At 33.6% G+C, this 20,962-nt stretch carries 20 protein-coding genes; 15 read left to right on the top strand and 5 right to left on the bottom strand.

Features of this window, described 5'->3' with window-relative positions:
* Nucleotides 1-9 precede the first annotated feature (9 nt).
* The 3 genes from ORI89_RS06445 to ORI89_RS19270 are packed head-to-tail and all read left to right on the top strand — an operon-like array spanning nucleotide 10 to nucleotide 1,660.
* The gene (locus ORI89_RS06445; protein ID WP_268229622.1) at nucleotides 10-1,152 is read left to right on the top strand and encodes an ImmA/IrrE family metallo-endopeptidase; all 1,143 of its coding nucleotides are present in this window, start codon (nucleotides 10-12) and stop codon (nucleotides 1,150-1,152) included.
* A 6-nt stretch (nucleotides 1,153-1,158) separates the two neighbouring features.
* Entirely contained in the window at nucleotides 1,159-1,596 is a 438-nt protein-coding gene (locus ORI89_RS06440) for a DUF4411 family protein (protein WP_268229621.1), read from the top strand.
* Entirely contained in the window at nucleotides 1,574-1,660 is an 87-nt protein-coding gene (locus tag ORI89_RS19270) for a hypothetical protein (RefSeq protein WP_442800874.1), read from the top strand. Before ORI89_RS06440 ends, ORI89_RS19270 begins: the two co-directional genes overlap by 23 nt.
* A gap of 690 nt (nucleotides 1,661-2,350) precedes the next feature.
* On the opposite strand, the gene ORI89_RS06435 is transcribed toward ORI89_RS19270, so the two are convergent.
* Nucleotides 2,351-2,512, bottom strand: coding sequence for a hypothetical protein (locus ORI89_RS06435; RefSeq protein ID WP_268229620.1), 162 nt, complete (start codon nucleotides 2,510-2,512; stop codon nucleotides 2,351-2,353).
* A gap of 732 nt (nucleotides 2,513-3,244) precedes the next feature.
* Here ORI89_RS06435 and ORI89_RS06430 point away from each other — a divergent pair.
* Complete coding sequence (locus tag ORI89_RS06430; protein ID WP_268229619.1) at nucleotides 3,245-4,264, top strand: hypothetical protein; 1,020 nt, start codon at nucleotides 3,245-3,247, stop codon at nucleotides 4,262-4,264.
* 107 nt (nucleotides 4,265-4,371) lie between these two features.
* Nucleotides 4,372-4,614 carry a hypothetical protein gene (locus ORI89_RS06425; RefSeq protein WP_268229618.1) on the top strand — a complete coding sequence of 81 codons (243 nt, stop codon included), beginning with the start codon at nucleotides 4,372-4,374 and terminating at the stop codon, nucleotides 4,612-4,614.
* A gap of 286 nt (nucleotides 4,615-4,900) precedes the next feature.
* Here ORI89_RS06425 and ORI89_RS06420 read toward each other — a convergent pair whose 3' ends face one another.
* Nucleotides 4,901-5,422, bottom strand: a complete 522-nt coding sequence (locus ORI89_RS06420) for a hypothetical protein (protein ID WP_268229617.1) — start codon at nucleotides 5,420-5,422, stop codon at nucleotides 4,901-4,903.
* Between the two features lie 406 nt (nucleotides 5,423-5,828).
* On the opposite strand from ORI89_RS06420, the gene ORI89_RS06415 reads away from it, so the two are divergent.
* Nucleotides 5,829-5,963 carry a hypothetical protein gene (locus ORI89_RS06415; protein ID WP_268229616.1) on the top strand — a complete coding sequence of 45 codons (135 nt, stop codon included), beginning with the start codon at nucleotides 5,829-5,831 and terminating at the stop codon, nucleotides 5,961-5,963.
* A 441-nt stretch (nucleotides 5,964-6,404) separates the two neighbouring features.
* On the opposite strand, the gene ORI89_RS06410 is transcribed toward ORI89_RS06415, so the two are convergent.
* On the bottom strand, nucleotides 6,405-7,124 hold the full coding sequence (locus ORI89_RS06410; protein WP_268229615.1) for an ABC transporter permease: 720 nt from the start codon (nucleotides 7,122-7,124) through the stop codon (nucleotides 6,405-6,407).
* A complete protein-coding gene (locus ORI89_RS06405; protein ID WP_268229614.1) occupies nucleotides 7,114-7,989 on the bottom strand; it encodes an ATP-binding cassette domain-containing protein in 876 nt (291 codons plus the stop codon). Before ORI89_RS06405 ends, ORI89_RS06410 begins: the two co-directional genes overlap by 11 nt.
* 902 nt (nucleotides 7,990-8,891) lie before the next feature.
* Between ORI89_RS06405 and ORI89_RS19265 the strand changes: the two genes are divergently transcribed.
* The gene (locus ORI89_RS19265) at nucleotides 8,892-9,116 is read left to right on the top strand and encodes a recombinase family protein (RefSeq protein ID WP_442800873.1); all 225 of its coding nucleotides are present in this window, start codon (nucleotides 8,892-8,894) and stop codon (nucleotides 9,114-9,116) included.
* Between the two features lie 113 nt (nucleotides 9,117-9,229).
* On the opposite strand, the gene ORI89_RS06400 is transcribed toward ORI89_RS19265, so the two are convergent.
* Nucleotides 9,230-9,550, bottom strand: coding sequence for a hypothetical protein (locus tag ORI89_RS06400; RefSeq protein WP_268229613.1), 321 nt, complete (start codon nucleotides 9,548-9,550; stop codon nucleotides 9,230-9,232).
* Nucleotides 9,551-10,455: 905 nt separating this feature from the next.
* Between ORI89_RS06400 and ORI89_RS06395 the strand changes: the two genes are divergently transcribed.
* The 8 genes from ORI89_RS06395 (at nucleotide 10,456) to ORI89_RS06360 (ending at nucleotide 20,927) form a co-directional block, all read left to right on the top strand.
* A complete protein-coding gene (locus tag ORI89_RS06395) occupies nucleotides 10,456-12,897 on the top strand; it encodes an AAA family ATPase (RefSeq protein WP_268229612.1) in 2,442 nt (813 codons plus the stop codon).
* Nucleotides 12,898-12,990: 93 nt separating this feature from the next.
* Nucleotides 12,991-13,209, top strand: coding sequence for a hypothetical protein (locus ORI89_RS06390; RefSeq protein ID WP_268229611.1), 219 nt, complete (start codon nucleotides 12,991-12,993; stop codon nucleotides 13,207-13,209).
* Between the two features lie 17 nt (nucleotides 13,210-13,226).
* The gene (locus tag ORI89_RS06385; RefSeq protein ID WP_268229610.1) at nucleotides 13,227-15,389 is read left to right on the top strand and encodes a KAP family P-loop NTPase fold protein; all 2,163 of its coding nucleotides are present in this window, start codon (nucleotides 13,227-13,229) and stop codon (nucleotides 15,387-15,389) included.
* Nucleotides 15,390-15,434: 45 nt separating this feature from the next.
* Nucleotides 15,435-17,963 carry an HD domain-containing protein gene (locus ORI89_RS06380; RefSeq protein WP_268229609.1) on the top strand — a complete coding sequence of 843 codons (2,529 nt, stop codon included), beginning with the start codon at nucleotides 15,435-15,437 and terminating at the stop codon, nucleotides 17,961-17,963.
* Nucleotides 17,957-18,154 (top strand): hypothetical protein, encoded by a 198-nt coding sequence (locus tag ORI89_RS06375; RefSeq protein WP_268229608.1) that lies wholly within the window; start codon nucleotides 17,957-17,959, stop codon nucleotides 18,152-18,154. The genes ORI89_RS06380 and ORI89_RS06375 overlap by 7 nt, the downstream gene beginning before the upstream one ends.
* Before the next feature lie 91 nt (nucleotides 18,155-18,245).
* On the top strand, nucleotides 18,246-19,439 hold the full coding sequence (locus ORI89_RS06370) for an ImmA/IrrE family metallo-endopeptidase (protein WP_268229607.1): 1,194 nt from the start codon (nucleotides 18,246-18,248) through the stop codon (nucleotides 19,437-19,439).
* Nucleotides 19,440-19,453: 14 nt separating this feature from the next.
* Nucleotides 19,454-20,002 (top strand): hypothetical protein, encoded by a 549-nt coding sequence (locus ORI89_RS06365; RefSeq protein ID WP_268229606.1) that lies wholly within the window; start codon nucleotides 19,454-19,456, stop codon nucleotides 20,000-20,002.
* A 16-nt stretch (nucleotides 20,003-20,018) separates the two neighbouring features.
* Nucleotides 20,019-20,927, top strand: a complete 909-nt coding sequence (locus ORI89_RS06360; protein WP_268229605.1) for an AbiTii domain-containing protein — start codon at nucleotides 20,019-20,021, stop codon at nucleotides 20,925-20,927.
* Nucleotides 20,928-20,962: the final 35 nt, after the last annotated feature.

Below are 20,962 nucleotides of genomic sequence, written 5' to 3'. Positions count from 1 at the left end.
CTTTGCATTATGGCAGTAACTGTTCCAGTCAATGAAAATATTATCACATGGGCATTAGCTCGTGCTGGATATGATGTTACGGCTTTTTCCCGCAAATATCCTAACTTAAAAGTCGATAGGTGGTTGCATGGCGAAAGACAACCAACTGTTAAGCAATTGGAAGACTTTTCTAAAAAAGTGCACGTACCTTTTGGTTACCTTTTTCTCGACGAACCGCCAAATGAGACCATCGGTTTCCCATTTTTCCGAACCGGGCATCTAGCGCCTAGTTATCAGGTAAGTCCTAATGTTTATGACACCATCTTAGATTTAAGCCGACGTCAAGATTGGCTACGCGAATATCTCCAACAATTGGAGGTAGAGCAATTAGACTATGTAGGTCGATTTGATATTCATACCCCAGTAGATCGGTTTGTTCAGGATCTTCGCAAAACTCTAAATCTCAGAGCTGGCTGGACGTTAGCCTGTCAAACTTGGGAAGATACATTAAGCTTACTCATAGACGCCATCGAGCGTATCGGAATTATAGTTGTGCAAAATGGGGTAGTAGGCAATAATACGCATCGCAGCATTTCTGTCAACGAATGTAGAGGTTTTGTACTTGTCGATGCTTACGTACCATTCCTCTTTCTCAATAATAGCGATGCCAAAGCTGCCCAGTTATTCACGTTAGTGCATGAGTTGGCTCATGTCTGGTTAGGCCAAAGCGCAGGCTTCAATCAAGATCAGCTACTACCTGCCGACGACCCTATAGAGTCTTTATGTGATCGTGTGGCAGCAGAGTTTTTAGTTCCTGCCAGCATCTTAAGAAACGTTTGGACAGGTATGGAAGATATTCGTTTGCTCTCTACTCGGTTCAAAGTAAGTCCTGTAGTCATTGCTCGACGAGCCATGGATTTAGGTATGATCAGTAAAGCTCAATTCTTTGCGTTCTATGATCAGTATATGGAAACCGTGCGAACCAAAAAGGAGCAAAGTAGTGGGGGAGGAGATTTTTATAGAACAAATAAAAGACGTGTCAGCCCAATATTTGCCAGTTATGTGGATAGCGCAGTCAAAAGTGGCGCTATTACTTATCAGGATGCATTCAAGCTTACTGGTCTTTACGGAGATGTTTATACAAAATTTATACAAAATGTTGTCATAAAATAACCAAATATGACCTGTTATATCCTAGATACCAATTTCTTCGTACAAGCACATCGTCAGTATTATCCATTCGATGTGTTTCCCAGCTTTTGGGATACTATACATAGATTATGTAAGGAAGGCATTTTAGTAAGCATAGATAAAGTCTACAATGAGCTCAAGCACAATAATGATGCACTGACGCAGTGGGTAGAGGTGCATTTGCCTAAAAGTTTTTTCGTCTCCACCCAAGAGGTAATACCGCAGTATGCAGAAATAGTTAAATGGGCAACATCGAGGTCTGCTCATTATAAACCTGCTGCTTTAAGTGAGTTTCTGCATGCAGACGAAGCCGATGCCTGGCTTGTAGCCTTTGCGCTTGCTGATCGTGATAAACGCAAGCTTATTACGCACGAAGAGAGCAGGCCCGAGGGGCGAAAAAAAAATCAAGATACCCGAAGCCTGTAATGCCGTAGATGTTTGTTTTATGGATAGTATAGCCATGTTTAGGGAAGTAGGCGTCCGTATTTAACCTTCTAGGGTGCGGTTTATTTTAGCCTGATAAGACATGGGGCTTTCGTCACGGTGCTTGTGTTCTATGAAGAGATTTTATTAATGCTACTGTGTAGTTCAGGAGTAGGGGGTTATTTTTTTACATTATACAATCTAATATGATAACCTTATATAAGTTTTTTTATGTTTTCTTTTTACATTATTCAAGGTTTAAGAATGATGTACCATGGCTCGGGGCATTTTGTGCTATTGTAGTGTGTATTTACCTGCTCGTCTTATCTTTATTAGGTGCTGTCGGTCTACTAAATCTGATATCAAAGTTCGTGGGTGAACTTACCGTATATCCAAAGCTTAATTCATTAATTTTTGCTTGTACATTTCTCTATTTAATTGGAAAAGTGATTCATTTCATTTTATTTAAAAAAATGGAAATATCTAAGGTTGATGGAAAATCTCCATATTACGAATTTCAACCAACGAAAAGGGACAAGCTCAAAGTGTATTTTGTCACGGCTATAATTGTTGCTACTCTATTTATAGTCAAAGGGATCCAGGTTGTTTTAGAGTAAGCTTGATAAATGATATAGTGTATAGTTATCCTAGGACTAGACATATGTAGAAACTCTTATTTGTCCAATACAATAAGAGCTTCTTATTAACCAACTTGACACCATGTTTTAGATAGGTGTTTTTTTAACATTTTTTATTTTTAGGTCTTGTCATAAATCGCCAAAATAGCTGCTTCAATTCCTGTTATAATTATTGAAGATAAAAGTAGAATTAGAACATACATCCAAGTTGATATGTTGTCTTTTTTTGTTGGAGTAAAATCAAATAGTGGGCTTTTACCATCTACTTTCGATATTTGCATTTTTTTATAGAGAAGATATGAAAGTCCCTTCCATATTGAAAATATCAAAAAAAAGACGAAAATATATTTATTTAAGTGTACAGATGTATTTTGAATATGGAATAAAGCTTTTAGTGGAGATAGTAGACAGAATGTTCCCAAAATCCCAGCGCTTAAAGACCCAAAACAAATTGTTAATATTATCTGTGCTTTAAACCATGGTGTTTCTCCTTTGTGTTTTGAATAATATAAAAATAAAGTGTAATATATTTTATAGATAAATAGTTGCATATTTACATTCTTATTGTGGGGTTTTTTGAGGTTTGTTTTGAGATTTTTGATAGAATTCGTACAATTCCCATGTTGTTAAAATGTTGTTCGATTATCTTTTAAATAATATTTGAAATTTGAAGGTTAAATACGCATGCATAATATATATAATTGCTAATTAATCTCTCCCTAAGTCGAAATATTCAAAACTAAAGAATTTCAATAATAGTTTCCCTTTTTCAAGAACAATATTACTGTGTGGTTTATTTCGACTCCGAAATTTATAAACTAGTAAAGAATTAGTAATGTCAAAATACACGATGTTTGTTTGCTCTCCTTGTTCTAGTCTTTTGCTAAATTAACAATGCTTTTAAAAAATCAGCTCTTCGCTGCTATATCATGACACATCCTTATTGCTAATAATATTAGTTCTAGTCGTTTTTAATTGTTATGTTTGTGTTGTTAACCATTTGATAAACAGTTATGGCTAGAAAAGCTAGACGTGTAGATGACCTTTTGTGGAAATCTATCCTCGAACAAACTTTTTCTCATTTTTTGCAGTTCATGTTTCCTGATGCTGCAGAGGTATTCGATTTGGACAAACCTTTTGATTACTTGGACAAAGAGTTCGAGAGCCTTTTTCCGCCAGAGAATGGGGGCAAGGGTGTGCGTTACGTTGATAAGCTTGTCAAGGTATTCTTAAAAGATGGTAGCGAGAAGTTTATCCTATGCCATATTGAGGTTCAGAGTAGTAAGGGCAAAGGTGATCTTGCCGAGCGTATGTTTCGTTATTATTACAAGATCTTCGAACGCTACCAAGTTCCGGTTACAGCTATTGCTATCCTCAACGATCGGAATAAAAGCTACCGTCCGTCTGTGTATGTGAGCGAATTTATGGATACCAAAATTCAGTATAATTTTAAAAGCTATAAAATCTTGGACCAGGATGAAGCCGCATTACGTGCTAACGACAATCCTTTTGCTGTTGTGGTGCTTACAGCGTTGCTAGATATTCGACACACTGCTGCTGATGACGAACAACTGAAAACCATCAAGCACGACCTGTACGACGAAATGATGAAACGTAAGATGAGTAAGGCTACCCGTCAAGGGCTATATGACTTTCTTACTTATTATGTGAGTTTTGATAACCAACAGGTATTGAGTATCTTTGAACAAGAAATAGAAATTAAGTTAGGAAGGAGTATTATCATGGGAACTCGTGAATATTTACTAGATAAGGCAAAAAAAGAGGGGCTCGATAAGGGAATACAAGCCGGAATGGCTACTGGAATGGCTACCGGACTTGAGAAAGGTATGGCTACCGGACTTGAGAAAGGAATAGCCACCGGAATGGCTACTGGCCTTGAGAAAGGTATGGCTTCTGGCATTCTTAAAGGAAAAATCGAGATGTTGCAAGAACTAGGATTTAGTGTTGCTGATATCTGTAGTAAGCTTTCTTTAACCAAGGCCGAGTTAGAAAACGCTTTAAAAGGTGTTTAGTAAAGGTTTATGGTGAACTTGAACAAGAAATAGAAATTAACCCCGAAGGGCTCTTGATGGCCATATAATATAAACACTATCATCAAAATTTAGGAAGGAGTATTATCATGGGAACTCGTGAATATTTACTGGATAAGGCAAAAAAAGAGGGGCTCGATAAGGGAATACAAGCCGGCATGGCTACTGGCCTTGAGAAAGGTATGGCTACCGGACTTGAGAAAGGAATGGCTTCTGGCATTCTTAAAGGTAAAATCGAGATATTGCAAGAACTAGGATTTAGTGTTGCTGATATCTGTAGTAAACTTTCTTTAACCAAGGCCGAGTTAGAAAATGCTTTAAAAGGTGTTTAGTTAAGGTTTATGGTGAATTGTCAGAGCAGGAGCTTATGTCACACCAAACAAGTTTAAAACATAAGCGAGATACACAGCAAGCTTTCTCAACTATTATAAAACCACCTTCACCAATGCCGCTTTAGAGAAGATTACAGGCATCAACCAGCGTCAGCTGCAATCACCTCATCAGGACTGAAAAAGCCCCGCCTGCGGCAGCTTAAGAAGATAGAAGAAGGAGGGCTTCACCACAAGGCTTTAGTGTTATCTTAGGGGAGGTTGCAGGAAGTCTAGATAAAGCATGAAATTATTTTTCTTTGCTCTGATAGTCCGCATAAATCGAGTCTAGTTTATCTTTTATAATCTGGATATCTGTAGTCGGGCTTTGGCTATCCATTATTATTCCCAATTTTTGGTAAGCCTTCGTGAAGGCTTTATACGTACGCGTTTTATCAGTCCTATTTTTGATAAGTTTATGTATCTCTTCTATTTGTTTATAAAGAGCCATCAAAGGACCATTCCTTTTAATGCGTGCTTTCAGCAGGTTGGCAGCTTCTTGTTCCCGTTCTTGTATTAGTTTTTGTTCAAGTTCCTGTTCACGTCTCTGCTCTCGCTTTTGTTCGCGCAAACGATCACGTCTATTCTGCCAGTCCAAATTATGTTCCCGATTGTAAGCTGCAATCATTACTTCTGCTTTATCTGGAACATCAAATACAGCTTTTCTACTCGTCACATGCCAGCCATCACAAGAGGTGCAGTGGTAAGCCCGCACCGGGGCAAACCCAGCTTTACGTTTGATGGCATATCTGTTATATTTTATAAATGCCATTGCTTTTGCCTCGGTTTCAAAGAGAGCCTTAGACCGTCTGGCATCACGACAGAATATCAAACATTTAGAAGGTTTCATATTTCAATCCTTAAGTTATAATTGCGCTCTTATCATCAATTTGGCGTTCTTTCTTTATTTTAAGTATAATTGTTGTGCTTTATGCTAACTTAATGATAAATACCTGTAACATAAAATCATATAAAGTATCTATAGAAAATTTCACTCGCAATATAGTGGTAGATATACTACTTTGGTGCTGTGGATCTCAAGATGTACCTGGCAATTTAAGGGACAGATTGTCCAAGCTACATCTTAAATTATTTCAATATGAAATCAAGTGCGTTCCACAGATTTTTGCGAAATAATGGCTGGGCCCATATCCGTACCAGAGGCTCTCATTATATTTATGAGAAGGGGGGGACCTTATCCAGTTCCTTATCATGGTAGCAAAGAGATAGGAGAAGGGCCGCCGGTCAAGGTCTTTTTAGGAAGGACTGTTCACATGGATGCTGTTTACGTCTATCTGTGTGCACTTCTTTAACGTGTTGTGATTCTTTGAGAAAAGTGGAACAAAAATATTTTCGTATCAGGACGAATTACATCCCGCCTTTTTCGTTTTATGACAGCTTCTCTGAACCCTTTTGTTCCGTTTGTTCATAAGCTTTAGTTAGTGTATAGTTATCCTAGAACTAGATAATCTTTTTGGTTTTGTGAAAAGAAATATAGACTTAATAAATAATCTATATATGAACTCCAATAATTACTTAACGGGTCATTGTTTTTAAGCAACTTATTTTGAATTGTGAGAAGCTTTATATTGTTTTTTGTAACAAAGCTTACTTCAAATGCCTTATTAATATCATCTTCCAGTGAAAAGAATACTGTATCATTAGAGTTTTTTAAAAATTTCTTTTCATCTATACCTGTTTCAGAATTGTAAGCTGATGTAAAAGTTAATATTCCAGCTATATAATTAATATTCTCATATGGTTCTTGGAATTTTTAGATTGTGAATTAATAGTCTGAATACAATAGCGAGGCTAATAAACCATATTAATAAGATTGTAGTACTAAAGTTTTCATGTCTCATATATGACAGTAAATGGGTTGTCGGCAATAGGTTTTTTATGAATTTTAAGATAGGATGAGCACCTGTCATGCTATAAAAAATGTCCCCAACAAACATCAATATAAAATAAACTATATTGGTCAGCGTTTTACCACTATCTTTTTTACTTAAAAAAGAAACGCACAATCCTAATAAAGAAAATATGACTAAACTACTTATGCTACCAATTAAATATATTGGCATTTCCTGCCATACATTAAAATCGTAAATAAAATGAGATAAAAGTAATAGCAATAGGATAGAAATAATAAAGAACATCATACGTCCCAATAAAAAAGAAATAAAAAAATAAGAAATATCAACTGGCATAAATTTCATATATCTAATACGACCAGATGAATAGAATTCTTTAATAACAGGGCCAATTGAAAATAGACCTTCACTCATTCCCATTAACACAAATAATCCAGGTAAGATAAAACCAATATAATTTGGGTTATCAGAAGTCCAAATAGCACTAAAAACAATAAATAATAGTAATGGAAAAAGAATAGAAAAGAACACGGCTACCTTTAACCTGAAAAAACTTAGAATATCTAAATAAATATTGTATAAAAACACCTTAACTTTCATTTTTTATCAAATAATAATATACATCGTTTAATGATTTCTGAGTTCGTGTAAATATTATATCATTTTCATTTAACCAAGAAATAAGCTCTTCGTCAAAACCAAATAACATAATTTGTTGATCATATTTAAGATATAAATCAACCTTTGAATAAACTTTAGACAAATCCTCAATTTCTCCTTCCTGAATAACTAGTTTTTCTTTAAACGGAATATATCGCTCTGATAAAAGAGTGTTTACAGAAATGCCATTATCAAATAGTTGTTTTCCTTTATAAATAAAAAATACTTTGTCAGCAAACTTCTTAGCTGCTTCCCAGTCATGGGAAGCTATAAGAACAGTTCTAGGGAAATCAAAAATTAACTTGTGAATTTTAAATTGACTATTCGGATCAATACCACTCATTGGCTCATCCAATATTAATAGCTCAGGAAAATGAAATAAGGCTGTAAATAATCCAACTCTCTTTTTTTCTCCAGTTGATAACTTTCCGATTTGTTTATTCTTAATTCTATCTAACTCTAATATTTCATAAATGGAATGATCAACTTCTTCTGTAATTGAATATAGTAATCGATATTGTTTAATAATTTCTTTAACCTTTAATATATTAGAAAAAGGATAGCCATCTAGCATTAAACCAATTTTATCCTTTTTTGGCATATTGTTTTGAATGTTTCCCGAGGCTTTTATATTATCTAATAGAACGTCTAAAAGTGTAGATTTTCCCGACCCATTATTACCTAATATAAACCACTTTTCATTTGGACCTACTTGAAGGGATATATCCTTTAAAATTTCGTTACGATTGCTTATATACGACACTAAGTCTAATTTAAATATGAATGGAAGATTACTTTTTATCATACTACAAAATTAATTGAAATGGGAAATGTAACCATTGTAATAAATGCTGTGAAATAAAATACTATGCTTAAATAACATAATATGATATATAATAATTCAAGGTAACTGATGTTTGAAATTTTATTGCCTTTCAATATTAATTTGACCTTTTCATGTAGGTTACTAAAACTAAACCTCTCGTTAAGAATATCGAGCAGAATGAAGTACATATCGGAGCCAAGAGAGAAAGGGTGAGCATTGTATACAAGTTTTATTATCAAAATAAAAAATATAAAGCAACTAATAGAACGAAAGAATACTTAAACTTAATGATCTCTTCATAATAATTAAAGATTAGATTTCCTACTCTCTTGTTTACTCCATACCACAATTATGGTTGGATAGGTTTTTCAGACACACCTTAAAAAAAATCGTGTTTATATTTAGATATATCATTTAAACTAACTCCATAAATTATTTTTGAATACTACACATATTTAAATATTTGCTATTTCACATGTGCGTGCTCAATACAAAGGAGACACTTTCTCGTAGAGCACCTTAGTTTCTTTATATTGGTTATGTAAATATATAATTTTTTTTAATAAAACTATTTTTTTGAAATACTATTATCTGTCAACAATATAAACTATTTTTTTTATAAAAAAAATTGCTAATTGGTTTATAAGTTGTTTCTTTATCTTATTTAAGATCTTATCTTAATAAGATTTATGTGTATACTCTAAATATAACACGCCAAGCGAATGTTGTATATCATTATATGATGTTTAGTCTGTGTCACTTATGACTATACTATTTTTATAATGATTTTCATATATTCATGGTATGAAATCTATAAAGTACATCAGAGTATCATCTCGTGATCAGAATATTGATCGACAGTTACAGACTTAGAATATTATATTGATTACTGTAGCGGTAGCGTTAAGTTTGAAGATAGACCTTTTGGAAAGAAGATAATACATGTAGTCGAAAAGGGATTAATAGAAAAGATTCATGTTCATTCTATTGATAGATTAGGACGAAATACTGTTGATATTTTAACCACTATTGATTTTTTTAATAAAATGTCTCTTCCTGAAATCACAATATTTCCCTTGCGCAATCGGATAAGGGATACAATTTAAGAAAGTAGTTCTTAACTTGGTTATGAAACTTTTAAGAAACCGGAAGTTTAACTGGTACTAAATTAGAAACCTTCCTGAAATCTGGTTCATATGCATATGTCTATTCTTCATGTTTAGGTACTTGACAGTTTACTTCTACATGCATGCAGTTTGCTTCTATCTGTATGCAGTTCTAGTTTACATGAATGCATTTTGGATTGGCCTGCATGCAGTTTACCTCTATCTGCATACAGTTTACTTCTACATGCATGCAGTTTGCTTCTATCTGTATGCAGTTCTAAGTTTACATGAATGCATTTTGGATTGGCCTGCATGCAGTTTACCTCTATCTGCATACAGTTTGCTTCTATCTGTCTGCAGTTTAGTTCTATCTGTATGCGGTTTACCTCTATCTGCATACAGTGTACGTCTATCTGCATGCAGTTTACTTCCATATGCATGTAAGTCACTTTTACATCAATGCAAGAGTTCGCTTTTTTCTCTCTTGTTTTATGTTGTAAGTAGCAGTTTGTTAGCGCTTTAAAAAAGGTGGGGTAAAAGACTATGCTAATGATGAGGAATAGCTATCCCAACTTGATTTAGTATTAATTTATAAGATCAATTAGTTAATTCAATAATCCGTCTATTTGTACTTATCTCTGCTTTTTGGTTAATTATTTCTTTTAATATATTAATATAATGCAAGTATAGTATTTAAACATGTAGACAAAAGTTTGTGGAAATACTATCTTGTAGCAGATTATGTGCAATTATTAATTGTTGGATTTATTGTTTTCCAAGATTTTATTTAGAAGTATGAGAACTAACAAATGGTGTGTGAATTATAGACCACGATAAATACTACTTTGAATCATCTTTGGAAAATAGGGATGTTTTGTTATGATTTTTTCTAATTCTTCCCATACATAAAGAGTAGTTGAGTATTGGTTAACGAGAAGGCGACGATTGGATAGATATGAAGGCTTTCTGAAAGAAGGATGAATTTCATTTGAAGATGGTTTTATCATCAATAAAGTATCTTTTTTTACTTAATATGTTAGTGAAAAAATAGGACTAAATTAATTTGAGTTGATTTTTTTAAGTTTAATTACATTTTACGGTTTCCCGTAAACCTATCCTTATATATTAGCTAGCTTCGATACGAAAGCAATTATTAACAGAGTAAAAAGAAATTAAGGCAAGGGTATGAGGTTAGAAGTTAGTTGTAAAGTATAGCTTTTGGCTTTATAAATTTTTTATGAATATAGATATATTCTTTATTTTAGAAAAGGACCTTATCTCACTAGTGAAATTAAAGCAACTATTAGCCAGTTATTAATACTTTTTATTGTAAGAAATTATGATTAGACAAATTAACATTAACAACTTCGGTATATACAATGGCTTCTCATGGGACTCAATAAGAGATTCTGGAAATACTGTGGTTAGGTTAAAGAAAGTGAACATATTTTATGGACGAAATTATTCAGGTAAGACTACCTTATCTAGAATACTTCGAGGAATAGAAACCAAATCTATCTCGGAGAAATATGAAAGACCAGATTTCCAGTTAACTTTGGAAAATAGGCAAGTGATAAATTATACAAATTATCATCAAGGTAATCTGCTAATGAGGTGTTTCAATGAAGATTTTATTAAGGAGAATCTAAAGTTTGTTATTGATCATGAAACAGATATAATTCCTTTTGCTATTATAGGCGAAAATACCGGGATTGAAACACAAATTGAGGAAATTAAAAGTCTGTTAGGCAGTAATGAAGAAGGTGCAGAAACTCTCTTATATGCTGATTTAAAGCAAAGTAAAGCCAAGCTAGAGGTAGCGTCCTCGCAAGCGACAATATTAAAAACTAATTTGAATACTCAGTTAGCGAACAAAGCTACTGTAGGAGAAGATAGCATTAAAAAGAACTATGTTACTTACGGTGATATTAATTATAATATTGCAAAGCTGAATGGTGAAATTAGAGATATAAAAGAAAATAAAGTACAACTAATTGATTTAGAAAAGAAACACCAATATGAAACACTATTGAAAGAGAATGAAAAGACAGATGTTTCAGAATTAGAGGGTGTTGAGTGTGAAATAGAGACTATTCATTACAAGGTAAAAAGACTGGTTATCAAAGAAATTCTGGGTAGCAATAAGATTCAAGAACTTCTCGAAAATGCAACACTTAACAGGTGGGCGCAAGAAGGATATGATTTACATAAAGCTGATAGAGAATGCAAGTGCTCATTTTGTGGTAATCCTATTTCAACTGACCGTTGGGTCGCACTGGATAAGCATTTTGATGAAGAGACAGCACAGTTGAAGGACGAATTATTAGATATTGTGTCCTTAATAGAGAATAAGAAAAATCAATTATCCAGCAAAAAGACCTCAATATCTTCAGAGTTTTTTTATAGCGAATTGCAACTTAATGCATCTTCAGCAATAGATGCTATGAATTTAAGTTTGGACGTTGTTCTTGAAGAATTGAGCCAGTATGCTAGTATAGCAGAGGCCCGGTTACAGTCTTTATTAAGGAGTATTGACTTTTCTAAGAAAGTTAATGCGAACTGCATTGAAGAAGTGAATTCGAAAATATTCTTAATTAATGAAATAGTCAAAGAAAACAATGGTTTGACAAGTGAGCTTAAGGAGAGAAAAAAAAGCGCTCAAAAAGATTTAAGATACTACGAGATAAATAGTTTCATTGAGACTATAAACTACTCAGGGCAGCAAACTATTATTTTGGAAAAAGAGACAGAGGTCCAGGATAAAAAAGAAGTATTTAATGCGATACAAGAAGATGTACAGAGTAAAGAAAATGCTATAGACGAATTAGGACGAAGGTTAAACGACGAGGAAGAGGGGGCAAATCGAGTTAATCACTATTTGATAAATTATTTCGGGCATGGGCATCTCAAGCTACAGGCTGTAGAAGAAGAAATAAATGCGACGAAGAAAATTAGGTTTAATATTGTTAGAGACAATAATATAGCCTACCATCTTAGTGAAGGCGAAATTTCGCTGATCTCGTTTTGCTATTTCATGGCAAAACTTGATGATATTCATACACTAGGAAGTAAGCCTATAATTTTAATAGATGACCCTATATCCAGTCTAGACTCTAATCATATTTTCTACTTGTATAGCGTCATCAGCTCAGAGCTTTTTGTGAAAAATCGATTCGATCAAATATTTATTTCAACCCACAATTTAGATTTTTTAAAGTATTTAAAAAGATTGGATTTATCTCATCTTGAAGTGCCTAAAGCAGAAAAAATAGAACATTTTATTATAAATCGAATAGGAGAAAAAAGTGAGATAGGTCTTATGCCATCATATCTCAAAGATTATGTTACAGAATTTAATTTTTTGTTTGACCAAATTTATAAATGTGCCAAAGCAGAAATTGTAAATGATGAGAATCATCATGTTTTTTACAACTTTGGTAATAATGCGAGAAAGTTTTTGGAAGCCTTACTTTTTTATAAGTATCCATCTAGAGTGGAAGGTCAGACGATTAATGCTAGTTCAAAACGTTTATTAAAATACTTTGGTAACAATAACCAAGCTACTATTTTAACAGAGCGTGTCAATAATGAGTTATCTCATTTAGAAGAGATATTTGATCGAGGGATGCAACCTATTGATATACCAGAAATGAAAAAAGTTGCCCAGTTTATACTTGATAAAATCGAACATAAGGATCCTGAACAATATGAAGCATTGCTAGAAAGTATAGGTATAAGTATACCTGCACCGTTAATCCAAGCTAGTACAGAGTCTGCCTAAACGACAAATAAGATTATTATGACCCTAAAAGAATTTAAAGATAGTTTTCCCAAAATATTTAAACAATATGAGTTCAGTTGACATAGTCGAAATATGAAGATGAAACCTATCGATCGAACCATGTGGTTTATTGAATCTACCTATGATATTCGTTTAATTAATGTAGGACATGAAACAAAGGATATCTATCGTCCTATGATTAAATTTGATACGAAGGAAAAAATATATTATATACAATTTTCTCTTTCTGACTCGAAATATTTTTTGCTAGGGAAAGCCTTAGAGTTGATATTAATGGGGAGAGTTTATTAATTAAAATTAGTTGAAAAATGTTTGTTGACCAACCCATTATCGATTCTTCGGAGGATTCTTTTCAAAGATATCAGTTCGCAGAAAGAGTTGCAGCGATAGCTTGTAATGATAGTGAAGATCGTTCTTTAGTAGTCGGTCTATATGGAAGATGGGGAGAAGGAAAAACTTCTACGCTCAATTTTGTACAGGCTCAGTTACCCAAGGACGTTATAGTAATTAATTTTAATCCTTGGTATTTCAGTGATGAGCACCAGTTGCTTAAAGCCTTTTTTACTAGTTTATCAGTCGCTTTAGATAAAGAAATTAATACAGGTAAAGAGAAGATAGGTAGGGTGTTAGCTGATTATGGTGAATCTATCGGCGAATTTACGGAGTATATACCAAAAATAGGAAGGGCTATTAAATCCTTAAAGAGCTTTGGTAAAAAACTGAGTGAAGTAACTCTTGAAAGCCAAAAGAAAAGAGTAGATAAGATTATTCAAAAATCAAGTAAGCGAATCGTCGTTTTCATGGATGATATAGACAGACTGGATGTATCTGAAATTCAAGCCGTATTTAAACTAGTGAAATTGGTTGGTGATTTTCCGAAAACTACGTATGTATTATCTTTTGACGATGAAATGGTAGCAGAAGCTTTATCTCCAATGTATGGTAATGGAAGTTTGAACTCAGGACATAGCTTCATGGAGAAAATTATCCAGGTTCCAATAAAAATACCCAAGATTACATCCGATGTACTTTTGCAGTATACACTTAAACATATAGAAAAGGTACTTGGAAATCATTCCCTAACTTTAAATGATCAAGTGCTTCACCCTTTTATAGAAAGTTTTACGAAGTATTTGCTTCCAATGTTAACAACTCCACGAAGTGCAATTAGGTATACCAATTCGATGAGGTTATCAATAGAAATCCTTTTGGAAGAGGTTAACATCAATGATTTACTTTTCATAGAAGGAATAAAAGTTTTAGAGCCAAAAGTCTATGAATTTATACGATTCTATGGTCCGGATATTCTAAATGTGGGAAGTAAAACGTACTATGATAGCAATCACAAAAAAAGAGATGATGTGTTAGGAATAGTTGACAACTTTATTTCTGCCTATAATGATGAAAAGGGAAAAGCTATTAAAAATCTGATTTTGCATATTTTTCCCCAATTGTGGGATACTCATGGTGGAGGCATATTGTCAGACAAAACAGTGATGAAGCTAATTTCTGACAAAAGAATATGCACAAAAAGATATTTCGAGCGCTATTTTACATATTCTTTAGGAGCCGATGAGATTTCAGAAAAACATTTTAATTCGTTTTTAACTGAATTAAATGAGACAGACTCTGATGATAAGATTTTAAGTTCATTACAAACAATAGTGGAGCAATATAAAGCTTTCAATATTGTAGCGCGGCTTCGGGCTATGGAAGGAAAGTTCTCATATCAGCAGTCTAAAAACTTGCTAAAAAGCTTATCTTGTTTAGGACATGAATTTCCCTTAGATCAGAGTATTCGAATTGCTACTACATACTCACTGTCTGCAAGTTTAATAGTTCAATTATTCAAAAGTATAAAATTGGAAGAACGCTTTAATACTATAGTCAAAGTATTAAGTGCGCCTACTAATTTCAATTATGCAATGGAGATTCATTATTGGCTATTGTATAAAGGGAGAAAAGACAATTTAGAGGCTTTGACACATCAAGAAGAAAAAGATTTAGAGGAAATATTACTAGAGAGATTTATTGTCGAGTTGAAAGCAAAGGATCTCTTTGCGATTACTTCAGATATAAATCTTTCAAGAGTATTGCATTGGTGGATAGATTCAAATACAAAAGGGAGCCAGCTCTCCTCTTTGTTATACGATAAGTTAGAAGGAAAAGATGCAAATGAATTCGCATTAAGATTACTGAAGGTGTTTACACCAACTATTAATTCCACTACTTTGAGTCCAAAAGGAGTAGAGGCTAAAAGAGAAGAATATAAAGCTGGTTTCTTTGAAAATAATTATAAAGAGCTAAAAAAAGTAATTGCTCCAAAGTTATTAAATGAAAACCTTTTTGCAATTTATGGAATGAACCCATATCAAGGTGATTTGTCAAAAATATCAGATAGAGATAAAATAGATGACGAAACCCTAGTCTCAGTTTTTCAAAGATATCTTAAAGATGATTTAGAAAAGTAAAAAATATCAATCGCTATCAACAATTCTATAACAATAAAATCTACAATGAGTTTTAAAATTGATAATTCATTAAAATTAGACGAACTGGAGCTTGTTTCATATCTTAAAGGAAAAGGAAGTCCATTTATACCAGTTTTATATGACGTATATGCAAATATCATAGACAGCTTAGATAATCGAATTGCCGCAGTTTTTCCAAAATATACATTACACAATAGTGCCCACTCGTTTAGAATAATCGAGTATATGGCTAAGATTGTGACGGATTATAAAGAGTTAAGTGATCTTGAAATCACAATGTTGATTTGTTCTGCACTGTTACACGATATTGGAATGGCTGCTAGTGATGAAGATATTACTGCTATAAAAAGTGATTCTTTTGTTTTTTCGGATGTTAAGTATTCGAATATGCAGCCTTTACTAAATAATGATGAGATAGAAACCCTTCAAGAATTTATACGGAGGATACACGCCAAACTTTCTGCGAGATATATTAGAGAAAATCTAAAAGATATTTTGAAAATCCCAAAACTAACTGACCTTGATTTCGCAGAAGAATTGGCGCTAGTCTGTGAAAGTCATACCGAATCACATGATTGGATAAATAGGAAATTACAAAGGCATGTTGTACGAGGAGAGTATGTTTTAAATGGTCAGTTTATAGCGTCAGTGTTAAGAATTGCTGATATTCTAGATGTTGACCAACAGAGAACTCCATATAAATTATACAAACTTATTAACCCCAAAGGGAGAAGCAATGAAGAGTGGCTCCAACATTTCGTTATCTCTAATACGGATAAGATTGAGAAAAACCCCATTACAAACTTAAAGCAAGTGGTTTTTCATGGGACGGCTAAAAATGCGGATACTCATCGTAAGCTCTTGAACTACATTGATTGGGTGGAAATTGAAATAGCAGAAAGTATTTCACTACTTACTGGACAGGATTCTCGTTACAATTTACTATTTGACCCAAAACCAAAAATCCATATAAAACCCGAGGGATATACTTTCTCTGGGTATAAGATGACATTGGAATTTGCAGCAATAAGCTCTTTGTTAATGGGGGAAAAAATTTATGGAGATAAGAAGCTTGGACTTCGAGAGCTTATACAAAACTCACTGGATGCTTGTCGATTAAGGAAGGTTAGCGATGTGAGAGGATTTGGAGATGAGGAATATGTACCTTCTATAAAAATTCTACTGGATAGAGAAAAGAATGAAGTCATTATAAAAGATAATGGCATCGGTATGTCTATGGATGTCTTGAAAAATCATTTTTTAAACATTGGAGTTTCATATTACAAGTCCTTCGAGTTCTTGATTAGAAATTTAGAATATAAACCAATCGGTAATTACGGGATCGGTTTTCTATCCTGTTTTATGCTTTCAGATACAGTCAGGGTAAAAAGTAGGTATTATCGTGATAGAAATAGGTTAGATGTACAATTGGAAAAAGGAAATGAATGGACATCTCTCACCGAAATGGAAGATTCCTTGTTTTTTGGTACAGAGGTAATTTTGAATTATAATCAGTTCATGCACCTGTTCAATAAAGATGTAAATGAAATCAATGGGTTTCTTTCAACTTATTTTTTAACGGACGGCATTGAATTTCAAGTGTTCGATGAACCAAATGTCTATAAAATTGAGAATCCAATAGATTATGTGAAGAAAATTGAAAAGGGTAACGTTAGAATAGATTTGTCCGATTATCTTGAAGGAGTTGAAGGATATGCGGTTTTGAAGAATAAAACACAATTTATAAAAGACATTGATGAACTTGACTTACAGGGGGAAATTTATGTTTATCAGAAAACATATGAGGAAGAATATGAAGAATATAATTATGAGATAAACGAGTTATCCGATTGCGGTTTAGTTAATTTTGGAGATTTTGTAAAAGATAATGAGTTACAATATTTATTGGTTCCTCTTGTAGAAGATGAAAATGTGGAAGCTTACACAAATGGAATGAATTTTACAGATGACATTGAAGAGGTTATAGAAAAGCTTGATAATAAATTACGTTGGATTTCAATTTTGATTCCTAGTAGTGAATTTGGCAACATACGTGGAGGAGTTCTGGACAATGAAATTGATGAACTTCTAGACGGAATTTCGTACAATAAACTTGTGAAATTAGGCCATAACGGGGAGTGTCCAACAAAGAGTACTTTGTGTAAAATAAAATTGTTTGAAGGTCGCAAGAATGAGCTCTATCTGCCTTTTGATAACGATGATTTAAGTCGATATTTTTGGAAAGAAGGACCTCGAAAAGAATTATTTGTTCGAAGTGTCTTAATAAAAGATTTTGAAATTAGTTTACCTTGGGTCGCTTCTGTATTTGAGCTTTCTTCGATAGTTGTAAATGTTAACTCCAGAAAATTTATTCCAGATATTTCAAGAAATAAGATGGATAGCAACAGTTCGGTAATGATAAACAACGCGATTGGTAAAGCACTTCATAAGGCGGCTATTGATCATTTAGGTTATGGGCCAGACGAGCAAAAAGCTATTCAAGATTTTGTATCTAAATTTTATCCTGATAAAACAGAATTTGAAAAATGCTAGATCTTTTTGCAATAGGGGGATGCAAATACGAAATTTCGATAACAGATGGTCCTGGTGATTTGTATGAAATTAAGGGCACTGACTTTTATATAACATTTATTGGATACTATGGCTACGCTGGATATGGCGATGAGGGCTTGCTGATTATTAATACTTATGGGAATGGAAAGTTTATAAAGTATGAGGATTAAATATCGTTTTTAAAAATTAAAGGGTATTTACCTTTAATTTTGTTTTATTGTGAATAATTTATCTATATTTGAAGGGTAAATACTTTTAAAAGTGAAAAATATAGATATCGACAAATTGCTTGAAGAGATTTTTAACGATGATGTGTCGCTGGATCTGAAGGCTCGTTTTGAAGAAAAAATAGTTGAATACGGTGTTACCAAGACCAAGGCATTAAAACTCCTAAACGTCGATAAGGATGTGTTTGAGGATATCATTAATGGTACTGCCAAGCAACCAAACCTTATTCATGTTGTCAAGATTGCTGAGTTCTTGGAGATAAATGTAGACGACTTTATTCAAATGGTTCTTAAGAACCAAAACATCGAAAATATCACTTCTATCGACCGTGCCCGCAAGGTTAGGTTCCTGATGAAGAACTTTGATGTAAAGGCGTTGACAAAATTAGGCTTTTTTGATAATACAGATGATATAGATGAACTCGTCGAGCGTATATTGCATTACTTCGGTTATGATTCTATCCGCCACTTTGAAGAAGAATTAGTAACACCGTTATATAGCAGGACGAAACGTAAGTTTTCGGACAAGATGAAGGATTTCTGGGTCAGGTCAGCCTATCAAACCTTTCGATTGATTGACAATGAAAATGAATACGACCGCGAACGCCTTAAGGATGTCCTCGTGAATATGAAACCCTATTCACAAGATGTCAGGAACGGCCTTTATACGGTGTGTCGGGCTTTATACAATGTAGGGGTAACCGTAATTTTTCAAAACTATTTAACAACTACACATGTAAGAGGAGCGACATTCATCATAAATAATAAGCCTTGTATTGTATTAACGGACAATCAAAAAAAATATCCGACTATTTGGTTTACCCTGTTGCACGAGCTGCACCACGTCTTGTTTGATTACGATGCAATCAAGACCAATAGCTATCACCTTTCCGATGATGAAGATCTCTTCCTTATCGAAGAGAAAGCCAACAGCTTCGCACGGGATTATTTTATGCCTAGGACAAGTTTTGATTACATTAAGACGTATATTAAGAATGACTATATGGTTGAGCAGTTTGCCAAAGAAAATGAGATTCACAAGTCCTTGGTGTATTCATTCTATACGTGGTACCAGCAGGAACTTTATAATAAGAATTACTACGCAGCCTTTAAGGAGCACTATCCAGACTATAAACCCGCTATTGCTAAATTAAACCCTATCACTTGGGATGAGGATACTGTCCGGGAAGCCAGCGAAAAAATAAAAGCCGTATTCGAAATCAATTAATAAAATTTAAATCTATGGAAGAAAATAACAAGAAAGAGACTCAGCAGGAGCAACAGGTAAGTCAAACAGATCTAGAACGATTGGAGCTACTACAACGTGCCCATGAGAAGAAAGGCAAGCAACTAACCATTGACGGCGAAGCCGGAAACTTGAAAGAGATTGACGAGCTTCGGGAGTTAATAGGTAGGCAACTGGATAACCCAGAAGAAAAATACAATATCTACTACAAGGGGATACGTAAGTTACTCATGGATCATTTGCCAAAAGGAGAGGAGTATAAGGAGATGCGTGATATTATCTACGACGAGAAAAATATCTTTTTAAATCTAGGCAAGCGTAAGTGTGACGGTGGTGGCGTCCGTGGATCTGACGGGCGGATGACATTTCAGCCTGTAATGAAGGATATTTTAGATATTGTAATTACATGGGTAGGTGGATCTCAAAATCCTTTTGACCTATATCGTGAGTTTTATATGCTAAATGAAAAGCATGGATATGCGCATGAAGAATATGATGATTCAACCAGAGGAGTGGCTAATGCTATGCTGAAGTTGGCGCAATAATAGTAATCACTATATTATGAAGTTGTTAGAGCTGATTATAAATGAGTTGGCAATCAATAACGTATTGATTTCAGAACCTTTGTTAAAGACGAAAGTTCTCGCAAGTAGAATAAAAAATAGTTATTTGCTCGAATGGGTCAATTCCGAATTGAATGGCTATTCTGAGGATACAAATTTGCCAGATTATCGGGTTGAATACGGTGTGCTGATAGGAAATTATATTAACAACGGCTTTCAAATTAGCAATGCGCAAATACCAGTCCCCAACATAAGTAAAGAATTTAAGGACTTATATACTAAAATTGAGAATAGAGATAGTATAGAAGCTGTTTCAAATCTTGTGGGCAAGGATAATCTCGCATTTAGCGTAAGCAATGATAGAAGATTATATCTCGAGAATGAATTAAGAAGCTTAGGCTATTCACGTTTTCAAATACTTAACCTTCACATACAAACCCCAGTGAATTTTTTTTCAAATATTGTTTCAAATGTTCGTTCAAAATTATTGGAATTTATGTTGCAATTAGAGCAAGAATTCGGAATAGAAGCAGATCTTTCGGATTTAGCAAAAAATAATCAAATAATAAATCAAATTATGAATACAACAATTAATAATTCTGGAGATGGGGCAATTATCAATAATGGTGATAACAATAAAGTTGATGCCACTATTAAAATTCACAAAAATGATAAAGAGTCTTTAAGAGAGAAATTGTTATCAGAAAATATTCAATCAGAAGATGTTTCCGAATTGTTGGAAGTTCTAGATATTATTAAGCCAGTATCAAAAAATAATTATGGCCCTAAGGTTAATATCTGGATACAGAAAATGCTGGGAAAGGCACTTGATGGTTCCTGGAAAATTGGAATTGGAGCTGCGGGAACTCTTTTGGCGGATTGTATTAATAGTTATTATGGTCTCTAGTAATAGATGGAAAGAGATATAATTAGCCTTTTAAT

Source organism: Sphingobacterium sp. UT-1RO-CII-1, from assembly GCF_026711005.1.
Classification (GTDB): Bacteria; Bacteroidota; Bacteroidia; order Sphingobacteriales; family Sphingobacteriaceae; genus Sphingobacterium.
Note: the sequence above shows the minus strand (reverse complement) of the source record. Positions and strands in the feature narration are given on the sequence as shown.